Origin of the sequence: Stenotrophomonas sp. ASS1, from assembly GCF_004346925.1 — a bacterium.
GTDB classification, from domain to species: Bacteria; Pseudomonadota; Gammaproteobacteria; order Xanthomonadales; family Xanthomonadaceae; genus Stenotrophomonas; species Stenotrophomonas maltophilia_A.
Genome location: NZ_CP031167.1, coordinates 2,322,641 through 2,345,113, shown reverse-complemented (window position 1 = coordinate 2,345,113; position 22,473 = coordinate 2,322,641). Strand labels below are relative to the sequence as shown.

The 22,473-nt window shown below is 65.9% G+C and carries 17 protein-coding genes; 7 read left to right on the top strand and 10 right to left on the bottom strand.

Annotation, left to right across the window (positions count from 1 at the left end):
• Positions 1–26: 26 nt before the first annotated feature.
• On the bottom strand, positions 27–956 hold the full coding sequence (locus MG068_RS10990; protein WP_132810172.1) for a LysR family transcriptional regulator: 930 nt from the start codon (positions 954–956) through the stop codon (positions 27–29).
• Between the two features lie 116 nt (positions 957–1,072).
• On the opposite strand from MG068_RS10990, the gene MG068_RS10985 reads away from it, so the two are divergent.
• Positions 1,073–2,110, top strand: a complete 1,038-nt coding sequence (locus MG068_RS10985) for a zinc-dependent alcohol dehydrogenase family protein (RefSeq protein WP_132810171.1) — start codon at positions 1,073–1,075, stop codon at positions 2,108–2,110.
• A 77-nt stretch (positions 2,111–2,187) separates the two neighbouring features.
• On the opposite strand, the gene MG068_RS10980 is transcribed toward MG068_RS10985, so the two are convergent.
• Positions 2,188–2,928 (bottom strand): DNA/RNA non-specific endonuclease, encoded by a 741-nt coding sequence (locus tag MG068_RS10980; protein ID WP_132810170.1) that lies wholly within the window; start codon positions 2,926–2,928, stop codon positions 2,188–2,190.
• A 289-nt stretch (positions 2,929–3,217) separates the two neighbouring features.
• Positions 3,218–4,522 (bottom strand): hypothetical protein, encoded by a 1,305-nt coding sequence (locus MG068_RS10975; protein ID WP_489686034.1) that lies wholly within the window; start codon positions 4,520–4,522, stop codon positions 3,218–3,220.
• 152 nt (positions 4,523–4,674) lie between these two features.
• Between MG068_RS10975 and MG068_RS10970 the strand changes: the two genes are divergently transcribed.
• From MG068_RS10970 to MG068_RS21085, 3 genes are all read left to right on the top strand, one after another.
• A complete protein-coding gene (locus tag MG068_RS10970) occupies positions 4,675–6,249 on the top strand; it encodes a S15 peptidase family protein (protein WP_121503340.1) in 1,575 nt (524 codons plus the stop codon).
• Between the two features lie 87 nt (positions 6,250–6,336).
• On the top strand, positions 6,337–7,788 hold the full coding sequence (locus MG068_RS10965; protein WP_132810168.1) for a S41 family peptidase: 1,452 nt from the start codon (positions 6,337–6,339) through the stop codon (positions 7,786–7,788).
• A gap of 48 nt (positions 7,789–7,836) precedes the next feature.
• Positions 7,837–7,989, top strand: coding sequence for a hypothetical protein (locus MG068_RS21085; RefSeq protein ID WP_165929935.1), 153 nt, complete (start codon positions 7,837–7,839; stop codon positions 7,987–7,989).
• 12 nt (positions 7,990–8,001) lie between these two features.
• Here the strand turns inward: MG068_RS21085 and MG068_RS10960 are convergent, their stop codons facing one another.
• The 6 genes from MG068_RS10960 to MG068_RS10935 are packed head-to-tail and all read right to left on the bottom strand — an operon-like array spanning position 8,002 to position 16,012.
• A complete protein-coding gene (locus MG068_RS10960) occupies positions 8,002–9,021 on the bottom strand; it encodes a sugar kinase (protein WP_132810167.1) in 1,020 nt (339 codons plus the stop codon).
• 10 nt (positions 9,022–9,031) lie between these two features.
• Positions 9,032–10,219, bottom strand: coding sequence for a GDSL-type esterase/lipase family protein (locus MG068_RS10955; RefSeq protein WP_132810166.1), 1,188 nt, complete (start codon positions 10,217–10,219; stop codon positions 9,032–9,034).
• A gap of 14 nt (positions 10,220–10,233) precedes the next feature.
• Positions 10,234–10,986: an SDR family NAD(P)-dependent oxidoreductase gene (locus MG068_RS10950; RefSeq protein ID WP_049461094.1), complete on the bottom strand. Its 753-nt coding sequence runs from the start codon at positions 10,984–10,986 to the stop codon at positions 10,234–10,236.
• A gap of 60 nt (positions 10,987–11,046) precedes the next feature.
• A complete protein-coding gene (locus MG068_RS10945) occupies positions 11,047–12,351 on the bottom strand; it encodes an MFS transporter (protein ID WP_049461096.1) in 1,305 nt (434 codons plus the stop codon).
• The gene (locus tag MG068_RS10940; protein WP_132810165.1) at positions 12,348–14,576 is read right to left on the bottom strand and encodes an oligoalginate lyase; all 2,229 of its coding nucleotides are present in this window, start codon (positions 14,574–14,576) and stop codon (positions 12,348–12,350) included. The genes MG068_RS10945 and MG068_RS10940 overlap by 4 nt, the downstream gene beginning before the upstream one ends.
• A complete protein-coding gene (locus tag MG068_RS10935) occupies positions 14,573–16,012 on the bottom strand; it encodes a polysaccharide lyase 6 family protein (protein WP_132810164.1) in 1,440 nt (479 codons plus the stop codon). The genes MG068_RS10940 and MG068_RS10935 overlap by 4 nt, the downstream gene beginning before the upstream one ends.
• 241 nt (positions 16,013–16,253) lie before the next feature.
• Here MG068_RS10935 and MG068_RS10930 point away from each other — a divergent pair, with 241 nt between their 5' ends.
• The 3 genes from MG068_RS10930 to MG068_RS10920 all read left to right on the top strand — a co-directional run bounded on the left by MG068_RS10930 (position 16,254) and on the right by MG068_RS10920 (position 20,661).
• Positions 16,254–19,145 (top strand): TonB-dependent receptor, encoded by a 2,892-nt coding sequence (locus MG068_RS10930; RefSeq protein WP_132810163.1) that lies wholly within the window; start codon positions 16,254–16,256, stop codon positions 19,143–19,145.
• A 102-nt stretch (positions 19,146–19,247) separates the two neighbouring features.
• Entirely contained in the window at positions 19,248–19,991 is a 744-nt protein-coding gene (locus MG068_RS10925) for a FadR/GntR family transcriptional regulator (RefSeq protein WP_005409753.1), read from the top strand.
• Between the two features lie 178 nt (positions 19,992–20,169).
• Positions 20,170–20,661, top strand: coding sequence for a hypothetical protein (locus MG068_RS10920; protein WP_132810162.1), 492 nt, complete (start codon positions 20,170–20,172; stop codon positions 20,659–20,661).
• Between the two features lie 144 nt (positions 20,662–20,805).
• Here MG068_RS10920 and MG068_RS10915 read toward each other — a convergent pair whose 3' ends face one another.
• Entirely contained in the window at positions 20,806–22,452 is a 1,647-nt protein-coding gene (locus tag MG068_RS10915) for a fatty acid--CoA ligase (protein ID WP_132810161.1), read from the bottom strand.
• Between the last annotated feature and the right edge of the window lie 21 nt (positions 22,453–22,473).

The window sequence follows — 22,473 nt, the reverse complement described above, 5'->3', positions numbered from 1 at the left end:
CCTTGAAACAACAGCCATGGGGGCGATCAGCGGGTATTTTCCCACGGTGGAGACGGAACGAACGCCTCGACCAGCGCATCCACTGCGGCACGCACCTTGGGAGCAAGGTCGCGGGTGGTAGGCCAGAGCGCATGCAGGGGCGCGCCCGCGCTACCCGAGGCAGGGAATACGGCCACCAGTGCGCCGCTGCGCAGCGCGTCCCCCACCAGCCAGGTGGTCGCTTCTGCAATGCCCAGCCCGGCCAGCAATGCGCTACGCAGCGCATCGCCGTCACTGATGCGGTGGCGCCCTTCAATGCGGTGCTGGACAAGCCCGCCGGAGCCGTCCGGCACCGTCCAGGGCAGCGCGTGCCCCTGCCGGCCGAAGGTGATGCAGTCGTGTCCGGCAAGATCCTCGGCGCGCACCGGGACGCCACGTGCCGCCAGGTATCCGGGTGCAGCGCATATCACGGCATGCTGGCGGCCGAGCGCCCGGACAGAGAGCGAGCTGCTGTCGTCAAGCGGCCCCAGGCGGACGGCCAGATCGACGTTTTCCTCGAGCAGATCAACCCTGCGGTCGGTGAAGCTGACATCGAGCTGCAGCCGCGAATGGCGTTGCGCCAGTCCGATCAGTACCGGCATCACCCAGCGCTGCCCGAACGCTACCGGCAGGCTGACCCGCAACAGGCCGGAAACCTCTTGCCGCCGCGACGCTGCGTTGGATTCGGCTTCGTCCAGTTCGGCCAGGATGCGCCGGCAGACCTGGTAGAACTCGGCGCCCTCGACAGTGAGCGCCAGCCTGCGCGTGGTGCGATCCAGCAACCGGGTGCCCAGTCGCCGCTCCAGCGTGGCCACACTCTTGCCAACGGCCGATTTGCTCAGCCCCATGCGCAGGCCGGCTGCGGTGAAGCTGCCGGCGTCCACGGCCTGGACGAACACACTGATGCCCTGCAGGCGCGCCGCACTGTAGCTGGTCATATGCGTCAATTGGGGAATTTATGGATTCAGTTTATCGACAATATCCCGTCACTGAACACCTCCTTGCGTCAATAGACTTTCCTGGCGCACTTCCGCGCGCCAATGAGTGATTTCCCATGTCTGTTTCGACCATGAAGGTCTGGGAGCTCGATGCCCCGGGCCTTGCTCACCTGCGCTGCGTACGGCGCCCCATTCCCAGGCCAGGCCCTGGTGAGGTACTGGTCAAGGTCGGTGCCGTGTCGCTCAACTACCGCGATCGCCTGGTGATCGACGGCGGACTGTTGTCCGGTCCGCTGCCACACCCGTTTGTTCCCGCTTCGGACATGGCCGGCGTCATTGTCGAAACCGGACGCCCAGCGCGACGCTTCAGCGTTGGCCAGCGGGTGATGGGCAATTTCTGGACGCAGTGGCTCGATGGCGCGCCTCCGCCCGAGATGCTGCAGCACGGACTGTCCCTGGGCGGTCCGCTGCCGGGCGTGCTGGCGGAGTATGTGGTGCTGCCGGAGGACGTGGCAGTCGCTACGCCCCCCTCGTTGTCTGACCTGCAGGCCAGCACGTTGCCGGTGGCGGCGCTGACGGCCTGGTTTGCACTGGTCGAGGCCGGCCAACTCGCTCCTGGCCAGACCGTGCTTGTGCAGGGGACCGGTGGCGTTTCCTTGTTCGGGATGCAGTTCGCCCAGCGGCTGGGAGCCCGGGTAATCGTGACTTCACGCAGTGACAGCAAGCTTGCCCTTGCAGAACGGCTGGGTGCATGGGCGTCGATCAACACGCGGCAACATCCTGCATGGGGCGCGCGAGCGATGGAGCTGAGCGGAGGGCAGGGCGTCGATCATGTGCTTGAGCTGCTGGGAGGCGGCAACCTCGCCCAGAGCGTGGAGGCGCTCGCAGTGGGCGGGCACATCCTGCAGATCGGCTTCCTCGAGGATCCCGACCTGCACATGCCGGCGGTTCCTCTCATGCTGCGCCGCGCGACCCTTAAGGGGGTTTCGGTTGGCCATCGCCGGGCCTTCGAGGCGATGAACGTCTTCATCGAACGCGAGCGCCTGCAGCCTGTCATCGACAGCGTGCATCCGTTCGCCGGCCTGCCTGCGGCACTGGCAGCACTGCAGCAGGGGCCGTTCGGCAAAGTGGTGGTGCAGGTGGCAGAGCACTGAAACCAACTGCGCCGTGCCTGTCCAGGCGAAGTGCGCCTGTGCGGCCGGAATCGCGACCGCACGGGCGTCCTGGCAGCTCAGCTCAGATCACAGCCCGCCGGCTGCGGCCAGGTGGTGGCCGGCAGCATGTTCTTCAGCGAAGCGGGCGCGTTGATCGCCACATAGCTGACGCCCAGCAGCTCCTCCAGGTCGGCGATGGTCACCAGGTAACTGTCCAGGCTGCCCAGGTTCGCTTCGTTCGGGATGATCCAGCTGATCGCCTTGGCGGTGCCGGTGTTCGGGTCGCGGGTGATGATCGTCTTCCAGAAGAACTCCGGGGTCGGAATGCCGTGGCTGGCAAGGAAGTAATCGTTGGACGCGTCGCCGTAGACCACGCCGCCGTAGACATCCACCGGCGCGATGTCGCGGTAGCACTCGGCCACGTTTTCGGCCTTCACCCAGACGCCCTGGTTGAAGCTGGAAACCTGCGGAACGATGTTGGTCATGTAGTTGGCGCGACGGATGTAGGTCGCGTTGTAGTCCATGTGGTTGGAGGTCACCAGATGGCCGCGGTCATAGCCGCTGCGGATGCTGGCATACGACGCGGTGCTGTTCTGACCAAGGCAGCCGGCCGGCAGGTCCGGGTCTTTGTAGAAGCTGGACGGGCGCGCGGCGGAGCCGGTGTCGGCGGTGAGCGTGTACTCGTAGCGGGTGGCGCTGTGGATGCTGCAGTCGTAGGTGAGCACGAAGCCGCCCTTGTTGAGGGTGACCACCTGGGCCTGGGCGGCACCGGCGAAGGTACTGAGGACGAACGCGAAGAAAAAACCTGCAAGGCGCATTGCGATTCTCCAGCAGAGGATTCAGGACGCAGCCGTCCGCCACGACCGGGCCGGAGCGAGGTCATGTGAGGACACTGCGTAGTCGGGTAGTGCGGAATGCGTGGGACGTGACCGCGATGACAGGGCCGCGGAGGCCGTGCGGTGTCGTAAGCGTCACAAGCTGTCGTCTTTCGGTCAATGGCGAAACGACGAAGCTGTGACAGCGCGCAAGCACTGGAGATGTGTCAGATCATGTGGCGCGTGGATGAAACGCAGGCGTGCTAGGACATCGCGCTGCCTGTAGCGATGGTCAGGGGTTCGTCTTCAACACGTAGTCGCCCTTGCGTGTTCCCGGCACCAGCGACCATCCCGGCTTCAGGCTCAGCGACCACCCCGGCCCCTCCAGTGGCGGTTCAGCACTTGCCGGGGCCTGCACGAATACGACCTTCCAGTCGCTCTGCAGCAACGCACCGTCGGTGACATCCAGGCTGCCCCAGATGTCGGACAGCCGCATTGCTGGATACACCATGCCTTGGCCTGGCAACGGCTGCATGGTGTTGGGATCGAACTGGATGCGCATGTTGCGCAGATCCAGGCGCACGACCGGGCCTGTCACGAAGCGCGCACGGTTGTGTTCCAGCTGCGCAAGGCGCTGCTGCTCGCGCAGCGTTTCGGCTTCGTGCAGCTCCGGCCCGTCATAGCGCGCGGCAGCCGCTCCCAGCGCGGTCGCGTCCAGCTGCAATGGGGCCTGCGTCACTTCGGCCAGACGCGTGCCGAGATCGAGAGCCTGGTGGGCGAGGTCGCCGCGCCAGCCAGGTGCCGCCTGGTCCAGCAGCAGGCCATAGGCCGGGCCGGTGGCATAGGCGAAAGAGCGGACGAAGCTGCGATCACCCACGTGTGCGCGAAGGTCATGCAGTGCCGCCTGGATACGTGTCGACGGCGTCGGATTGCCGACGAACACGCCGGTGTACTCGGCCAGGCCCTCGTTCAATTCCAGCGCCGCTTCTTCCTGCGCGGCCGCAGGGAACCGGCGGTAGCGCTCGGCGCGGAATGCGAGTGCGTCCGTCATCGCAGTGTGCTGCGCTACTGCATCGGTGGATTCGAGTGCGTGCGCAAGCGCGCGCCATTCCAGTTGCAGCCAGTAGCGTCCTTCAAGCGTATCGAGGTGTTCGTTTCCACCTGCCGCCGGTGCGATGATGGGCAGCGCCGGCTGCATGCGATGGAACATTTCGTGAGCCAGCAGCGTGCTGCGTCGGGACGCGTCCTGCGGCAATGGCCAGAGCAGCTGCGTCCAGCGTGTGCCGGACCAGTCCACGGCGGTGTTGGCGACGATCGCATCAGACGGAAGCTGGCCTGTGAACACATCGCCGCGCTCCTTCAGCGCACCATGTGCGTCTGCCTGCGAGGCGATGACCTGCCGGCTCTTTGGATCCACCAGCATCATCGGCCCGCACAGGGATTGACCCCACAATCGACCCCGGTCTCCGTTGCAGAGCTGTTCGGCGCGCCGGAAGACCTCGCGGGCCGCCGCATCGGAGAACGCCTGCTCGTTGGCCATCACGGTTCGTTGCGCACATAGCGCCAGTACAGCGAAGAGCAGGAAGCGTGACCTCATGACGTCCATTCATCCTTGGGGCCCAGCTCTCATAGCATCGATCCCATGGGCCGGCAATGCAGCAAACGTCATGTTGCGTCGCAAGGTGCCACCCACCATTCGCACTGGTACGGTCCAACCCGTTGCACCACCACCGACGGGGACAGACGACGATGCGCAAGGTATTGCTGCTGTTGATCCTGCTGACCGGACTGGCGCCCACCGCCTGGGCCGCTACGGTCAAGACCACCCACCGGACCATTCCCAGCTGGGATGGAACGCCTCTCGGGGCCTTCGTCATCGAACCGCAGGACGCGGGCAGCGGGCGCTATCCACTGCTGGTGATGCCCAGCAGCTGGGCGGTACCCAGCGTGGAGTATGTGGGGGTGGCGCAGTCGCTGGCGCGGCGCGGCTATGTGGTGATCAGCTACAGCTCGCGGGGTTTCTGGGAGTCCGGCGGCAGCATCGACATCGCAGGGCCAGCCACGGTCGAAGATGTCAGCGCCCTGATTGATTGGGCGCTGGACAACACCCGCGCCGATCCGGCCCGGATCGGCGTTTCGGGCATCTCCTACGGCGCAGGCACCAGCCTGCTGGCGGCGGCGCGCGATCCACGCATCAAGGCCGTGGCGGCGCTGAGTGGCTGGGCCGATCTGCAGGCCTCGCTGTACAGCAACGACACCCCCAGCGCGCAGGGCATCGCCTTGCTGGTGGCAGCCGGCCTGGCCACCGGCCGCCCGGGACCGGAACTGACGACCATCAATCGCAATGTACTGGTCGGCAACTACCAGGGCGCGGTGGATTCGCTGTTGCCGGTGGCGGCGCAGCGCAGCCCCGGGTCCAGCATCGATGAGATCAACGCCAACCAGCCAGCGGTGTTCCTCGCCAACGCCTTCAACGACAGCCTGTTCCCGCCGGGCCAGCTGGTCGATTTCTTCACCCGGTTGAAAGGCCCCAAGCAGTTGCAGTTGCGCCACGGCGATCATGCGCTCAACGAAGCCTTTGGCGCTCTGGGTGTTCCCAACGAGGTCTACGATTCGGTGGGCGACTGGTTCGACCATTACCTCAAGGGTGAAGCCAATGGCATCGACCGCCAGCCTGCAGTACAGCTGAAATCGCAGAAGGGCAGCTGGAGTACCTATCCGAACTGGCAGGCGACCAATGCCGGCGCTGTCAGCTATGCGCTGAGCGCACCCAAAGGACTTCTGCTGCCCACGGGCGGCCTGGTCGCGAGCGGCAGCAGCACCGGCTGGAGTTACCGGATCGGCAGCGGGCTGCTGACCGCCGCCAATTCCGGCGTGGCGATGGCCTCCGGTGCATTGCAGATGATCAACCTGCCGCCGGGTGCCTATGTGCCCTTCGTGGGCCGCAACGCCGCAGGTGTCTGGCAGGGGCCGATCCAGTGGAGTGCGCAGCGCCTGGATGGAACGCCGGAGGTACGCTTGACCGTCACGCCCAGCCGCGCCAACACCACGTTGTACGCCTACCTGTACGCCGAGGATGTGCTGGGCAACGGCCAGCTGATCAGCCACAAGCCCTATACGCTGCGTGGTGCCACGCCGGGGCAGGCGAAGACCATCGACCTGCGGTTGGAAGCCAGCAGCTGGAACCTTCCGGCCGGCAGCCGCCTGACCCTGGTGGTGGACACCGTGGACCTGCGGTACGCGGGCATCAGCCAGCTGGGTGGCACGGTGACCTTCAGTTCGCCGGCCAATGCGCCTTCGGTGTTGAAGGTGCCGCTGCATTGATGGAAGGCCGCGCCCGTTGCGGCGGGCGCGGTACGCCAGGCAGTAGAACTGCGAGACTGGCGTTTGTTCCGGGGAAGGGAGGAATCCATGGTCATTGCATGGCTGTTGCTCGGTGCAGTGCTTGCGGCACCTACCGCGCAAGGCGCGCCGATCGACTGGTCGGATACGCTGTTGAAGGATCTGGACGCTGCCGACGCCGCCATGCGCGGCAGCCATCCGGGCGCCGTGGACCTGCGCAATCCTGGTTTCGGCGCACAGCTGGACGATGCCCTGGCGCTTGCACGCTCGCGCGCGGAACGGGTCGCCAGCTACCCGGGCTACTGGTGGGCGATGAAGGGCTATGCGGCCTCCTTCAATGATGGCCATGTCAGCCTCAATGCGCTTGCCGATGCTCCCGATCTTCCAACGCAGTGGCCCGGCTTCCTGACCGGCTTCGATGGCGACGCGCAGGTGGTCATGACTGCGGACGATGGCCCGGGGCATCCGCCGCTGGGGGCGCGATTGCTGTCGTGTGATGGCAGTGATGCGCAGACGCTGGCTGCACGCCGGGTGGGTGACTTCAACGGGCGCTGGAACCTGCAGGCCAGCCGCATCCAGGGTGGCGGTGAAGTGCTGCTCGAACAGGGCAATCCTTACGTGCCTGCATTGCGTACCTGCGTTTTCCAGGTGGGCGGACGCGAGACATCCTATGCACTGCGGTGGCAGCCGCTGCAGGCAGCACAGCGCAAGGAGCGCTTGGCTGATACCCGGCGCAGCTTCCGTCCCCCCAACGGCTGGCACGCGATGCCCGATGGCAGTTACTGGATCACCACCAGCAGCTTCAATGCCGACCCTGCGGAGCAGAACTTCAAGGAACTGACCGCGCTGCTTGAACAGCTTGCTCCGCAAGCCGAAGGGCTGCAGCAGGCACCGACGGTGGTGCTGGACGTGCGTGGCAACACTGGCGGTGCTTCGCAATGGAGCATCGAACTGGCGCGATTGATCTGGGGCCGGGCCGCTGTCGATGCGCTGCCCGACCGCAGCTGGGTAGAGTGGCGGACCTCGGAGGGCAACATCGCCCAGCTTCGCGGCTTCCTGCAGAAGCTGGAACAGGCGCCCGACGCGTCGCCCGAGCTGCGTCGCATGCTGGAATCGGTGACGGCAGGCATGGCGCAGGCTCGCGGCCGGGGTGAGGCTTTGTGGCGCGAGCCATCCGAGGCCAGCGCAGATCCAGCATCCGCCGCAAGCCAGGCCGGACCTGTGCGCGAGGGCAGGGTCCTGGTTGTGGCCGATGCTTCCTGTGGCTCGGCCTGCCTGGATGCATTGGACCTCTGGAAGCGGCTGGGCGCGGTGCAGGTGGGCCTCGAGACCTCGGCCGACAGTCTGTACATGGACGTGCGGCCGGAGCGGTTGCCCAGCGGGCTGGCCAGGATCTCGGTGCCGATGAAGGTGTTCCGTGGGCGGGTACGTGGTTCGAATGAACCGCACGTGCCCGATCATCGCTATACGGGCGACATGCGCGACACCCGGGCGCTGGAAGCGTGGCTGCTGACGCTGTAGATGCGCGCAGGACCTCGTGCAGGGCCGAATTCCGCAGGAGAGGATCGCATGAACATCCCGCCACCCAGCGCTGCCAGGCCGCCATCGCGGGCAGGAGGCTTCCGTCGTTGGATGCTGACACCCGGTGCATTGCTCGGCGTGGCGCTGCTGATGTACATGGTCGGCGTACGTGTGCCGCTGGCCAGGCTGAGCGGCCTGTAGGGCGGAGCGAGATCAGCGCCGGACGTCAAACTGCTCGCTCTCCAGCAGCGCCCAGACCTCAGCCTCGCGCACGGGACTGAAGTCTCCGGGAATGGAGTGCTTCAGCGCACCTGCCGCCAGACCGAAGCGCACGGTGCTCTCTGCATCGAATCCGGACGCCAGCCCGTGCAGGATGCCTGCCGCGAATGCATCGCCGCCGCCGATGCGATCAACGATACCGGGCAATGGCCGCGAGGGGGCCTGCGCACGGGTACCGTCGCGTCCCAACAGCAGCGCGCCCAGGATGTGATGGTCTGCACTCACCACGTCGCGCTGGGTGCAGGCCAGCCACTGCAGGTGCGGGAGGGCCGCGAACGCGGCCGCTGCAGCCGCCTCGGTCCGCGCGATGGGGCTGTCCTCGGCGAAGCGCAGTCCCAGCACCAGTTCGATATCGCGATGGTCGGCAAAGACGATATCCGCCTCTGCGAACAGCTCCCGCAGGATGGCGGCGGCGTTGCCGCCCCAACGCTGCCAGAGCGAAGGTCGGTAGTTGCCGTCGAAGGACACTCGCACGCCTGACCTGCGTGCGGCCCGTGCAGCGCTCAAGACGGATTCGGCCACATTGGCGCCCAGCGCGGGACTGACGCCGGAAAGGTGCAGCCACTGCGCATCACGCAACAGCGTTGGCCAATCATGGTCGGCAAGGGCAGTGTTGGCGAATGCCGAACCCGCCCTGTCATACACCACTTCACTGGCGCGCTGCAGCGCGCCGGTGGCCAGGAAATACAGGCCCATGCGGTCAGCCTCCACTTCACGCACACCTGCCACGCCCACACCATGCCGCCGCAGCTCGGCCACGGCATGCCGGCCCAGCGCGTTGCCGGGTACCGTACTGACCATCTGTACATCGTGGCCGAGACAGGCCAGTGAGACCGCCACATTGGCCTCGGCGCCCCCTACGTGGACCTGCAGCTGCGGCGTCTGCAGCAGCAGTTCCCGGCCGGGTGCGCCAAGGCGCAGCAGCAGTTCACCGAAACAAACGACGCGGCTCATCGGTTCTCTCTCACTCGGTGGGGGTGCAGCCCAGCATGCGCAGATCGACGGCATCGGCCATGCGCCGGTAGCCTTCGTCATTGGGATGCAGGTGGTCGCGGGTGATGTCGTTGGGCAACGATTCCACGGCCTTCGGGTCACGCAGCGCGGCATCGAAATCGATGATGCCATCGAACCCGGTCTTCCCACCGCGTGCCCACTGGTTGATCGAGGTGCGGGTCGCTGCGGACACGGGCTCGTAGCGCTCGGAACCACCGAATGGGGTCAACGTACCCAGCCAGGCGCGGATGCCGTGCGCATGCAGTCGCGCTGCAACCTGCTGATAGCCCAGCAGCATGTCCGCCGCACTGCGTCCAGGCAGCGGCTGCGTGCCACCACCGTGGCGGATGTCATTGATGCCCTCGAACAGGATGACCTGATCGGCATCGGCCACCGCGATCACATCGCGATCCAATCGTGACAGGGCGCTGTGGCTGCGGCCATGGTCGAGCAGCTTGTTGCCGCTGATGCCCTGGTTGAGCACCACGAACCGGTTCGGGCAGGCCTGCTGCAGGCGCTGCGCCAATCGCTCCGGCCACTGGTTGAAGGTGCCGCGACGGGCAGTGGCACCTTCCGTGATGGAATCGCCGAGTGCCACGATCACCTGGGGACGATCAGCGCGCTGCACCATCACGGCCGAGAACACGTTCTGCTGGTAGCTCAGCCGCACGCTGTCGGCAACCGATGTCTGCCTGCCGTCCGCTACCCGCACTTCGGTGCGGCGCACGGCGGGATGAGTAGGCTGCGGGAAGTAGGCCGTTACGCTGATCTCCTGCAGCGCCGCCACCGGCATCGGTACCGGGTCGCTCAGCAGCGCGGCACCCACCGGCACCTCGATGACCGCGCGGCCATCCACCGTTACCGGCAGAGGGGCGGACGTGCCGTTTTTCACTCCTGCGCGCAGGTCCTCGACCCGTAACGGCGCCGTACCGAGTTCGTTGCTGATGCGCAGCCGCAACGCATCGCCACGGCTGCCGATGCGCATGTCCTGGCGCACGGTCTGCGCGGCGAACTGTACGGGGGCCTCGGCGGTGCCATCCTTGCGGTCAGGTGCCGGCGAGGCGGTCCAGGCGGTGACCCAGACCGGTGCGGCCAACGCGCCAGGCACGGCCGCGGCGGAACAGATCGTCAATGAAAGCAGGAGCGTCCAGCGCTGCATGGTCAGGATTCCAGTCAGGAGAAGTAGGTGCCGCCGTTGACGTCCAGATTCGCACCGGTGATGAACGCCGCCGCATCCGAGGCCAGGAATACGGCAGCGTCGGCGGCTTCGTCCGGTGCCCCTTGGCGGCGCAGCGGGGTAGCGCCAGCAACGGCCGTGCGTACTTCCGGCTTGGTGAACTCGTCATGGAAACGGGTGGCGATCATGCCGCAGCACAGTGCATTCACGCGGATGCCCTTCGGCCCCAGCTCCTTGGCCATGGCACGGGTGAAGGTCATCACTGCCGCCTTGGCGGTGGCGTAGATCGATGCGCCCGGGCCGCCGCCATCACGACCTGCCTGCGAGGCGAAGTTGACGATGGCCGCGCCGTCACGCATGTGCGGCACCACCGCGTGCGTGGTCAGGTAGGTTGAGGTCAGATTCAGGTCCATCACGGCGTGGAAGAACGCCGGGTCGATGTCGGCCAGCGGCCGACGCTGCACCATGCCACCGGCCACGTTCACCAGCAGGTCGATACGCTCGCCGAACGCGGCCTGTACCGCAGCGACCAGGCCGGCCACGGCGGCGGCATCGGTGACGTCGGCGCGATGCACGATGGCCTGGCCACCGGCCGCCTGGATCTGTGCCAGCGTTTCCTGGGCACTGGCTTCATCATGGGCGTAGTTGATGCAGACGCGTGCACCGGCGGCAGCCAGTTTGATCGAAACGGCGCGGCCGATATCGCGGCCACCACCGGTGACAATGGCCACCTTGTCCTGGAACGACATGCGGAAAACTCCTTGGTTTGCGGGGGAATGGATGTACTTGGAAAAGAAGGAGACCTAGGCTCAGCCGCCGCGACGGTCGAGCTTCTGGATAGGTCCGGTCCACCACCACAGCGCAGCCAGCGACAGCGGCACCAGCGCGGCAACGAGGATGAAGATCGGGGCGTAGGAGTGGCGGGTCAGCACCGGCACCAGCCAGGTGGTGATCAAGGTGCCGGCGACCGCCGCCAGGCCACCCAGGCCTGCCAGCGTGCCCACCGAACGGCCGTCGAACAGGTCGCCGGGCAGGGTCTGGATGTTGCCGATGGCTACCTGGAAGCCGAACAGCACCGCAGCGATCGCCAGCACCGCCAGCAGCGGCTGATTGGCCAGCACAGCACCCAGCAGGGCAGGCGCCATGATCACGCACCCCAGGGTGATGGCCAGCTTGCGGGCGCGGTCCACGCTGTGTCCGGCGCGGATCATGCGACCCGACAGCCAGCCGCCACTGAGGCTGCCCAGCATCGCGCCGACGAAGGGTACCCACGCGAACAGGCCGATCTGCTTGATGTCGAAGCCGAAGGTTTCAGCGAGATAGATCGGCAGCCAGGACACGAACAGCCACCAGATAGGATCCAGCAGGAAGCGGCAGGCGAGCATGCCCCAGCTCTGGCGATGGGCCAGCAGCTCGCGCACGCTGGCTTTGGGCGCCGCCTCTGTCTGTTGCCCGGCCTGGTCTTGCTGGATCAGCCGGCGCTCGGCATCGCTCACCCACGGATGCTTGTCCGGCCCGGCGCGGTAGACAAACAGCCACGGCAGCAGCCACAGGAAGCCGATCGCACCGACCAGCACGAAGGTGCCGCGCCAGCCCAGCCACAGATAGAGGCCGGCGATGGCGGGTGCGGAGACGATCGCGCCGATCGACGCACCCGCGTTGAACACGCCCTGCGCCAACGCGCGTTCGCGCGCAGGGAACCACTCGGCATTGGCCTTGACCGCGCCGGGCCACGCACCCGCTTCGCTGATGCCGAGCATCGCCCTTACCAGGCTGAAGGAGAGCATCGAATGGGTGATCGAGTGCAGCGCGATCGAGATCGACCACACGCTGATCGACAGGGCGAACCCCAGGCGCGTGCCGATCATGTCGAACAGGCGGCCGAACAGGAACTGGCCGGCGGCGTAGAACAGCATGAACACCGTTACCAGCAGGGCATAGTCGTCCTTGGTCGCGCCTACTTCCCTGGCGATTTCCGGCCACATCACCGCCAGTGCATTGCGGTCGATGTAGTTGATGACCGTAGCGACGGCGATCAGGCCCACGATCAACCAGCGCACTGCTGAACGCACCGGCACCTTGCGCAGGTTGGCCACCACGGCAGGGCCGTTCATTTTCCGTCACCCTTGCTGCGGTCCATGCGTGCATGGCTGCCGTTCCAGCGGTAGGCATGGCCGTCCACGGTCACGCTGTGCTCGCCCTTGGCGCTGCTGTCGTCGGCCACGCCGAGGGCGATGCGTGCACCGCTGGCCAGGCGCAGTTCGATCACCTCTGCATCGCTGCCCCGGCTGCGCACGATGTCCTTGATGCGGCTGTCCGCGCCGTGCACGTACTCGGCGGTGCCGTTGTACTCGCCATGCGGCTCCAGCACGCTGAAGAAGGTCACGTCCTTCTGGCCTTCCACGCGCTGCAGCAGGGCCGGTTCACGGCGCAGGTTGAACTCCGGATCGTTGGCACCACTTTCCACCAGCAGCGCCTGTGCCGGCGCACTGCTGCCGAATCGGTAGGTGTAGAAGCGCCCATCCAGCAGCCACGCCAGCGAACGCGGTTCGCTGCCGGGCGTGCTGCGTGCATCCAGCCACAGGTGCTGGTAGCCGTTGTCCTTGCCCAGCACCGGGCGCTGGGTGGGGAAGTGTTCTGCCTCGAAGCCGGTGGTGACGATGTGGCCGTTGAAGTGCAGCGGCAGGTCGTAGCGCGCGGCCTTGTCGCCGTGCACCTGCAGCAGGTCCAGCACCACCGGCAGGCCCAGCCCGGGGTGGCGCAGCAGCGCCTGGGTGCGGGTGAAAACTACGCCGGGGTAGGCGTCGCGCATGGTCGCCGAGGCAACCTGGGTATCGGCATCGGCCTGGAAGAAGCGCACCTGCGGGGCATGCTCCTCGCCGCGCTTCCAGTCGCCCGTGAAGTGGCTCTGTTCGTCCACCACCAGGGTGTTGTGGGCCACAGTCTGTTTGGCCCAGCTGCGGTTCTCGGCCAGGTAGATGCCACCCCGCTTGGCTTCCACGTTGAGGAAGCGGGCAGCGCCGTAGTCAGTCACCACCGGATTGCCGTTGTCGTAGAACAGCCAGTTGAGTTTGTCGAAGTGGCCATGGCCCATGCCCTGCATCGTGTCCTTCTGCACCAGCGCCTGGCCGCGTTCGCCGTTCATGCGCAGGATCGCCAGGCCACCGCGGTCGCCGTCCGGGCCATCGCGCAGCAGCATCGGACGGTAATCGAAGGGCCTGGCCTTGTTGGCGGCCAGTGCTTGCGCCACCTGTAGTCCCTCGGGGGACAACAGCAGGCGTTTCTGCTGCTGGGCCACCGACAACAGGCGGTCGTCACCGGTGCGCGCATAGGCGATGCCGATACCGGCCACCAGTTCCTCGGTATCGATGCCCTTGTCCAGGATGGCATCGTTGATCGGGAAGAACAGGCCGTCATAGCTGGACTGCACCAGCACATCCACGGCCTTCAGCAGCACGCCGTCGCGGCGCGCGAAGATCCTGCGCTGCGGCTCGTTGCGTTCGATGGCGTTGGCGAACAGCAGGAACGGTGCCAGTGCGTAGCGCTGGTAGTACGGGCCTTCCTCGTAATAGCCATCGGGCGAGAACAGCAGGTCGATCTGGCGAAGGAAGCCGAACTGATCGTTCTTCTGGCTGCCGCGCAACGATTTCTCCACCAGCTCAGGGTCGCGCAGCACGTAGCCGGTCATGCCAGTGGCGGCCACCGCCCAGGTGGCGTGGTTGTGGATCTGGTCGTAGTTCTTCGGCTCGCTGACGAGGAACTCAGCCATCGGCCGGAACACCTTCGATTCGATGGTGTCGCGGTCCTCGGCGGACAGCGCGTCGCGGATCGCGTCGTAGCCCTGGATGGCATTGACCAGCCACACCGAATCGTTGAGCACCTGCCAGAACACGCGGCCTGGAATCTGTCCGCGGCCTTCGGGGTGCGGGCCCAGGGTGGGGTAGAGCCTGGCGTACTGCAGCAGCATGTCGCGCGCGTAGTCGACATAGACCTTGTCGCCGGTCAGCCGGTACAGGGTGCCGGCCGCCATCAGGGCCTGGTAGTTGCGCTTGTGCTGTTCATGGGTGCGGCCGCCGCCCTTGTCCTTCGGTACCGGCACGTCGATGCCGGCCTTCATCATCTTCTTCAGCGATTTTTCCGTGCGCGCCTGTTCCTTGGCGAACCACGGGTAGCGGCCGCCTTCGCTGGCCATCCGCTGCCACTGCGCTGCGGTCACCAGCACCGGCGCGGTGTCGGCCTGCCGCGCAGTGGCAGCGGGCGCTGCGAGCAGCGACGCGGTCGGCAGCAGGGCGAAGGGGGCGGCCAGGGCCAGGGAAACGAACAGCGGCTGCAACCTCATCGATCAACTCCATTGCGGGTGCGTGACAGGGCAACTTCGCCCACCTTGGGATACCAGGCGACGCCGGTCGCCTCGCGCGCGGTCATCGCCAGGGCAGGATCGGCGCCCACGGCGGGCAGGGCAGGCGTGGCCACCCACAATCCGCTGGCAGCCTGCTGCAGGCTGACGCCACGGCCTTCTACGCCACCCGGGAACACGGTGCTGGCTGCCGGCGACTGCAGGTTGCCGCTGAAGTCGATGCCGGCCAGCGAACTGGCGGCAGTTGGTGGGTTGCTGCTGTTGCGGTTGACGATCAGGTTGCCGGTGAAGCGGCTGCTGCTGGCGGCGACCACGATGCCCTTGGCTTCATCGTGGCCGACGCCGAAGCTGATCTTCGCCACGTCCACGAAGGTGTTGCGATTGATCGTGGCATTCACCACAGGCGCATAGCCGGACAGCGGAGGACTGGCCTGCGCATCCATCACCGCCAACGCCGAACGGTTGCTGGACCCGGCCAGCCGCTCGAAGTAGTTGTTGCTGACGGTCTGGTCGGCGTTGATGATGCGTACGCCGCCGGTGCCGGCCTTGTCATCGCCGAGGAAGACGTTGTCGATCACCCGGTTGCCGTTGCCATGGCGCAGGGTCAATGCGCCGGCCGAACGGTAGAACACGTTGCCGCGGTAGGTGTTGCCGCCGGACTTGTTGCTGATGATCTCGGTCTCGCCGTCGCAGCCTTCGAACCAGTTGTTCTCCACCGTGCTGTTGGAATCGCTCAGTGAGCTGTCGCTGGTGCCGACGCGGATCGTTTCGCCGCCGTTGACGCCCAGCGCCGGGCGCGGCCCGAACCAGTTGTGGTCGATACGGTGCTGGTTGTCCAGGCCCTGGGTGGCATCGCGCACCACCACCACGGTCGGCCCGGCGTTGGTCTTGCCGCGCAGCTGGCTGTGGTCCAACCGGTTGTTGCTGCCATACAGCGATACCCAGTAGTCCTGGTCGCTGGCATCCGGGTTGGTGTAGTCATCGATCACCAGGCCGGTGACGCGGCTGTTGCTGGCGACGGCCTTGCTCGACTCGCGGAACGCCACCACCGCATCACCCGGCGCATAGCCGTTGCGGAACACCAGGTTGGACACCTGCAGGTAGCTCCCGGCCAGGCGCAGGTCCGAACGTCCGCTGAGGACGACCTTGCCGGCGGTCTGCGCGCGCAACACGATCGGCGCGGCTGCCGTGCCCTGGCCTTTCAGCAGCAACCGCGCGTCGGTCCAGGTGCCGTCAGCCAACACGATCTCATCGCCGGGCTGCAGCGCCGAGGCGGCGGTAGTGAACTCAGCGACATCGTGGACGAGCCAGCTGGCTGCACTTGCCGCTGAAGTGGTCAGGCACATGGCCAGACCAGTGGTCAGGCAAAACAGTGATGGATAGTTGAGCGGATGTCGAGCAAGCGGACGAATGCGCATGAAATCCTTCCAGAGACGGCCGGGCCGTCGTTTCAGGGTGGGTCTGCATACCACTTCCGGGTCCGTTGTAAGCCAGCTTTCGCGCAAAGTCATGCTGCATGAGCACATTAAATTGCATTCAACTGGTATGGATGAAAGGCATTTGAACATTCGCATACCAATTGGTTGACATTTTCATGTCGCCGTGCCGAAGCTGCGTTCCACGCCTGGCATGCAGGCGATCCTTTGGGAGGAGGAAACCATGCGGCGACCCGCCGGAGCAGTGCACAGCATCTCGTTGTCCCCCACGCCCCTGATCGTGGCGTTGCTCGCCGTGCTGGCGGGCCTGTCCACGGCCCAGGCGCAATCCAGCAAGGACGCGGCAGGGCAGGATCCCACCACGCTGGACCAGGTAAAGGTCACCGGCATCCGCGAATCGATGCAGAGTTCGATCAACAAGAAGCGCGATGACACGGTCATTGCCGACGTGCTCTCGGCCGATGACATCGGCGACCTGCCGGCGCCCTCGCTGGCCGATGCGATCGAGACCCTGACCGGCGCCGCGTCGACCCGCGACAAGACCGGCGCCTCGGAAATCTCCATCCGTGGCCTGGGTGCCTTCCTCAGCAGCACCAACTTCAATGGCCGCGAGATCACCAACGGCAGCGGCGACCGCTCGGTGAACTTCAACATGTTCCCCGCCGAGCTGATCAATACGGTGGCCATCTACAAGACCCAGCGCGCTGACATCATCGAAGGCGGCGTGGCTGGCACCATCGGCCTGGAAACAGTGCGCCCACTGGAGTACGGCAAGCGTGCGGCGCAGCTGGACCTGCGCGGCAGCTGGGCCGAGTATGACAAGAAGTACCGCGACGACGACGGCATCGGCTATCGCGGCACCGCCAGCTACATCGATCAGTTCGAGTTCGGCAACGGGCAGAAGCTGGGCATCTCGCTGGGCTTCCAGCGCCTGGACGGCACCGACCCGGAAGAGAGCATCACCAGCGGTTCCACCTGGTATGCCTGCGATGGCACGCAGAACGTGGGCAATGCCAGCTGCAATGAAGTGTCCGCGCAGGCCATCGCCAACGGCGCGCCGTACTACCTGGTGCCAAGCAGCCGCATCTACCGGCTCAAGCAGGAGCGCAACGACCGGCAGAGCGAGTTCGCCGCATTGCAGTGGCGGCCCAATGACGTGGTTGAAGTGAACCTCGACTTCGAACACACCGAGCGCAACTGGTACGAGAACCGCAGCGACCTGAGCCTGTCCAACGCCCGCCGTGGCATCACCCGGCGCGAGGTGGACGAGGACGGCATCGTGCGCCACCTGCATGGCAGCACCTCGATTGATTCCACCTCAAACCGCTACTGGCGTGGCGAGGAGTACACCGGGGGTGGCCTGAACCTGATCCTGCGACCGACCCCGGCCTGGGAACTGTCCACCGATCTTTCGTACTCGCACACCAATCGCCTCGACAGCGAGCGCATGACCCGCCTGCGTGCCAACCAGCGCGACGTCAACAATGCCATCGTGCCGGGCATCAGCAGTGGTGCCACCGGTTACGTGGACTATGACTGGGACTGGCACGGCGAAGTGCCCAGTGTTGCCCTGGCGCCGAACTTCGACCCCAACAACTGGGACGCCTATACGGGGGCGGCGCGGGTGACCTCCAGCGCCACCGAGAATGACCACAGGATCAAGGCCGGCCGCTTCGATGCCAGCTTCATGCCGGAGTCCGGTTTCTTCACCCGCATCAAGGGCGGCGTGCGCGCCAGCCAGGCCGACTACCGCCTGCGCGACAACACCCTGGTAACCGACTACGACCAGCGCGTGGCGGCCGACAAAGCGAAGATCATCGCCGCCAACCAGGCCTGCCGTGCACCCTTCCCGCAGGATGACTTCATGGATGCCGCCAGCGGCAACACGATCTCCTCGTGGGCGTACTTCGATCCGAACTGCCTGTACCAGTCGTTCCGCGGCAGCCTCGACAGCGGGCTGGATCCGGGTTTCCAGGATCCGAACAATGTCGATATCACCGAGAAGACACGCGCGCTCTATCTGATGGGTGAGTTCAGCAGCAGCCTGTTCGGCTTGCCGGTGACCGGCAACCTCGGCCTGCGCTGGGTCAAGACCGATGTTCGCTCCGAAGGCGTGCGTACCGGGTTGCGTATCGAGGACAATGGTGACGGCACGATCCGCCTGCAACCCACCGGCGAGTACAGCACGCAGGTGTTCAAGGCGGGCAACGACAAGTTGCTGCCCAGCCTCAACGCGGCCTTCGAACTGCGCCCGGACGTGTTGCTGCGGGTCGGTGCATACCGCGCGATGTCGCGGCCGGACATCGCCGCGCTGGGTGCCGGGCGCACCATCAACGTGAGCAGTGATGCCACCTACGGCAACCTGGCCGACGCGCTGGATGACATCAGCGCCAGCGGCAACCCCGCCGCGCAGCCGCTGATGTCCTGGAACGGCGACCTGTCACTGGAGTGGTACCCGAACCCGGACACGATGCTGGCCGGCGCGGTGTACTGGAAGCAGTTCAACGGCGGCACCGCCACTGCGCTGGTGCCGGAGACCTACACCATCGACGGCCAGAGCGTGACCGTGCCGGTACGCCAGCAGGTAACCACCGACGAGGACAGCACGCTGACCGGCTTCGAGCTGACCGCCACCCATCGACTGTCGTACCTGCCCAAGCCGTTCGACGGGCTGGGCTTCAAGGTCAGTTACAACTACGCCGATGCCGACTACCGGACCCAGGACTCGCGACTGGGCGAGCAGCTGGCCAGTGACGGTACGATCATTCCGGCGATCGTGCCGCCGGCGGGCCTCAGCGGCTTCTCGCGGCACGTCCTGTCCGGCTCGATCTACTGGGACGTCGGGCGCTTCAACATCCAGGCCATCGGCAAGTTCCGCTCGCACTACTACCAGGACTTCACCGGCAACACCGCACAGCAGAACCGCTACTACGATGACAACACCAGCGTGGACCTGCGCCTGCGCTACCGGGTGAACAAGCGGTTGTCGCTGTCGCTGGAGTTGATGAACCTGACCAACGAGCCGCGCGTGGCCTACCAGCCGCTTTATGGGAACTTCCGCGAAGTGGTGACCTACGGGCGACGTGCGTATTTCGGTGTACGATACAAGTTCTGAACAGGGCGGCGCGGCCAGTGGTCGCGCCGTCGCTCCAACCGGACCCTTGCCGGCCGCGGTGGCAGGGCAGGGACCGGGAAGGAATCGCCAAGGGTCAGCCGCATGTCCGCCAACCGCCTTTACCAGACCATCGCTGCCAAGCTCCGCAAGCTGATCGAGGACGGCGAATTTCCGCCGGGCTCGCGGCTGCCGGGCGAGCGTGAACTGGCCGAACGGTTCGGTGTCAGCCGGGTCACCATCCGCGAAGCCGAGATCGCACTGGAAGCACAGGGCTGGATCGCGATCCGCATCGGTTCGGGCGTGCATGTGAAGCCGCGCCCGACGCAGGCGCCCGGCGGGCTGCCGGATGTCAGCGCCTTCGACCTCACCGCTGCCCGCGCGGTATTCGAGGCCGAGGCCGCCGCTCTGGCGGCAAGCAATCTGGATGATGCCGGCATTGCCGAGCTGCAGGCGTTGGCCGAAGCACTGTGCCGTCGCGACCTGAGCGACGCGGAAGCCGGCGAGTACGACCGCCGTTTCCACCTGGCCATCGCACGGCTTTCCGGCAACCCGGTGGTGGAGTTCTTCGTGCAGCAGATCTGGCGCATGCGCAGCGAACTGCCGCGGGTAACCGAGGTCTATGCACGGGTCTGCCATGATGATGGCGCCAGTCGTGCCGACGAGCACATGGCGATCTTCGAAGCCCTGCGTGCGCGCGATCCGGTGGCCGCGCGCAATGCGATGCGCCATCACTTCCAGCGCTTGTTCGAAGCCATGCTGCAGGCGACCGAAAGCCAGGCGCTGGAGGAGATCCGCCGCCGTACGCAGCAGGACCGCGAACGGTTCATGGCAACGACGCGGATCTGAGCGCCGCGTTCAACACAATCGGCGCTGCGACCTTCAGCAGGGCAGCTCGCGCTCGAAGCCTGATGGATATGAGAAATGGGCATGACTGCGCCGATGCCCAGCCTGTCCGCAATGCCTACACTGCCCGCGGGTCATAGACGGCCCGTTGAGAAAGCTGCATACACACAAGGAGCAGGGTATGAAGTTCTCGCTGTTGGGCGCGGCGCTGCCATTGGTGCTGGCACTGAGTGGAGTCCCCGGTGGAAGCGTCAATGCAGGACCGATCGCGGGCACCGCGACCGCCACTGTAGTTGCGAAGGCCACGTACGCGTCGGATTCGCTGGAAGCCGGCTACATCGTCGATTGGATCAAACGGAATTCGCCCGCCTACGCGCCGGCGTTGCAGACGGGCGAACTGGCCATCTCGCACAGCTATCAGTCTGCTGGCAGCCTGAAGCCGGCCGGTGCGGCGGGCTCGCCTGTTCCATTGCCTGCACGTGGTGTGGAGGGCGAGGTCATCTCGATCTCCAATACCTTGCCGAGCGGTGCTTCCGAGTCGTGGACATACCGATGGTCGAGTGGGTCGTGGAAGCTGATCAAGTACAGCTTTGATGCATGCCAGGGCCCGGCCGGCATCGGTGCGAAGGTGTCCGGCACGGAGACCGCTGCGAAGGGACCCTGCATCGACTGAGGGTGACCGGTCCTGGCAGAACTGAACCAGGTCTGCTGCAGAGCAGTGGTGCCCCGGGAGATCATCGTCCCGGGGCGCCGCTTCATACCTTGGCGTGCCCTGCATCGTGTCCTTCGAGCATAGACCTCGGCAATCGGGCGGAGATCACCCACGGCCCGAGCCAGTCGCTGGGTCATGCAACCCACGCAGCTTCTTCTTGTTGATCTTGCCCACGCTGGTCCGCTCGATCGATTCCACGAAACTGACCCGTTCCGGAATCGCATACCGTGAGATGTCCCCCGAGCGGCTTCGCGCAGCGACCAGTTCGATGATCTCCGCTTCGGTCACCTCACTGCCAGGCTGCCTGACCACCAGCGGCAACGGCCGCTCGCCCCATTTCGTGTCGGCGATGCCGATCACCGCGACTTCGCTGACCGCCGGATGCAGGGCGATGATGTCCTCCAGGGCGAGCGAGGAGATCCACTCACCGCCGGTCTTGATCACATCCTTGATCCGGTCGGTCACCCTCAGGTAGCCGCTTTCATCGATGTTGCCGATGTCCCCGGTATGCAGATAGCCTCCTGCCCACAGTGCTGCAGATGCATCCGGATCGTGCAGGTAGCCCTGGGTGAGCCAGGGTGCGCGCACCACGACCTCTCCGGTGGCGATGCCATCGTGGGCGACATCCTTCATGTCCGGATCGACGATGCGCAGGTCCACCAGCGGTACCGGTATGCCGGCCTTGGTGCGCAGCGACTGCACCTCATCGGCATCGGTCACGCTGTCCACGTCGATCTGGGCGATGGTGAGCAGAGGGCAGGTCTCGGACATGCCATAGCCGCCGAAGATGTCGATGCCCCGCGCCAGCGCACGCTGCGCCAGCGCACGCGGCAGGGCCGCACCGCCGATGATCACCTTCCAGCCTTCCAGGTCGGTCTGCGCCGCGTCCGCATGCTCCAGCAGCATGTGCAGGATGGTTGGCACGCAGTGCGAGAAGGTCACCTTCTCACGCGCGATCAAAGCCAGCAGTTTCGCAGGCAGGTAGCGCCCCGGATAGACCTGCCTGATGCCCATCGCCGTTGCCACGTAGGGCAGGCCCCACGCGTGCACATGGAACATCGGGGTCATGGGCATGTAGACATCGTCACGATGCAGGCGGCCTTGACGGGGTGCACCGCCAAGCGCGGCCATCGCCGCCAGCGAATGCAACACCAGCTGCCGGTGGCTGAAATACACGCCCTTGGGCAACCCGGTGGTTCCGGTGGTGTAGAACACCGTGGCACGGGCGTTCTCGTCGAAGTCCGGGAAGCGGACGATCGGCGTGGCATCGCGCAACCCCGCTTCGTACTCGGTGGCGAAGCCTGGCGGCAGCGGACCGCCTGCATCGTCCAGCAGGATGCGCGTGCGCAGGTCCGGCAGCTGCTCGTCGATGGCGTCCAGCAGCGGCAGGAACTCGCGGTTGGCCAGGATCACCCGCGCCCCGCTGTGGTTCAGCGTGTAGGCGATCTGCTCTGGGGCCAGGCGCACGTTCACCATCATCAGCACCGCACCGATCATCGGCACGGCGAAGTAGGCCTCCAGGTAGCGGTTGCTGTCCCAGTCCATCACCGCCACCGTGTCGCCGTGGCCGACTCCCAGCGAGGTCAACAGGCCGGCCAGCTGGCCGATGCGCGCCTGCAGGGTGCGGTAGTCGAATCGGACCTGGTCGCCGTAGACGATTTCCTGTTCAGGGCTCACCGCCAGCGGCATCAGCAGCAGCTGCTTGATCAGCAGTGGATAGGCATGGGCATCGGGAGTGGGGGCGGATGACATGGCATTTCCTCGTGGGCGGCG

Excerpts from the sequence above, each read along its gene's own strand:
- MG068_RS10990 (WP_132810172.1), bottom strand. The coding sequence starts at position 956 with ATGACCAGCTACAGTGCGGCGCGCCTGCAGGGCATCAGTGTGTTCGTC.
- MG068_RS10985 (WP_132810171.1), top strand. The coding sequence starts at position 1,073 with ATGTCTGTTTCGACCATGAAGGTCTGGGAGCTCGATGCCCCGGGCCTT.
- MG068_RS10980 (WP_132810170.1), bottom strand. The coding sequence starts at position 2,928 with ATGCGCCTTGCAGGTTTTTTCTTCGCGTTCGTCCTCAGTACCTTCGCC.
- MG068_RS10975 (WP_489686034.1), bottom strand. The coding sequence starts at position 4,522 with ATGAGGTCACGCTTCCTGCTCTTCGCTGTACTGGCGCTATGTGCGCAA.
- MG068_RS10970 (WP_121503340.1), top strand. The coding sequence starts at position 4,675 with ATGCGCAAGGTATTGCTGCTGTTGATCCTGCTGACCGGACTGGCGCCC.
- MG068_RS10965 (WP_132810168.1), top strand. The coding sequence starts at position 6,337 with ATGGTCATTGCATGGCTGTTGCTCGGTGCAGTGCTTGCGGCACCTACC.
- MG068_RS21085 (WP_165929935.1), top strand. The coding sequence starts at position 7,837 with ATGAACATCCCGCCACCCAGCGCTGCCAGGCCGCCATCGCGGGCAGGA.
- MG068_RS10960 (WP_132810167.1), bottom strand. The coding sequence starts at position 9,021 with ATGAGCCGCGTCGTTTGTTTCGGTGAACTGCTGCTGCGCCTTGGCGCA.
- MG068_RS10955 (WP_132810166.1), bottom strand. The coding sequence starts at position 10,219 with ATGCAGCGCTGGACGCTCCTGCTTTCATTGACGATCTGTTCCGCCGCG.
- MG068_RS10950 (WP_049461094.1), bottom strand. The coding sequence starts at position 10,986 with ATGTCGTTCCAGGACAAGGTGGCCATTGTCACCGGTGGTGGCCGCGAT.
- MG068_RS10945 (WP_049461096.1), bottom strand. The coding sequence starts at position 12,351 with ATGAACGGCCCTGCCGTGGTGGCCAACCTGCGCAAGGTGCCGGTGCGT.
- MG068_RS10940 (WP_132810165.1), bottom strand. The coding sequence starts at position 14,576 with ATGAGGTTGCAGCCGCTGTTCGTTTCCCTGGCCCTGGCCGCCCCCTTC.
- MG068_RS10935 (WP_132810164.1), bottom strand. The coding sequence starts at position 16,012 with ATGCGCATTCGTCCGCTTGCTCGACATCCGCTCAACTATCCATCACTG.
- MG068_RS10930 (WP_132810163.1), top strand. The coding sequence starts at position 16,254 with ATGCGGCGACCCGCCGGAGCAGTGCACAGCATCTCGTTGTCCCCCACG.
- MG068_RS10925 (WP_005409753.1), top strand. The coding sequence starts at position 19,248 with ATGTCCGCCAACCGCCTTTACCAGACCATCGCTGCCAAGCTCCGCAAG.
- MG068_RS10920 (WP_132810162.1), top strand. The coding sequence starts at position 20,170 with ATGAAGTTCTCGCTGTTGGGCGCGGCGCTGCCATTGGTGCTGGCACTG.
- MG068_RS10915 (WP_132810161.1), bottom strand. The coding sequence starts at position 22,452 with ATGTCATCCGCCCCCACTCCCGATGCCCATGCCTATCCACTGCTGATC.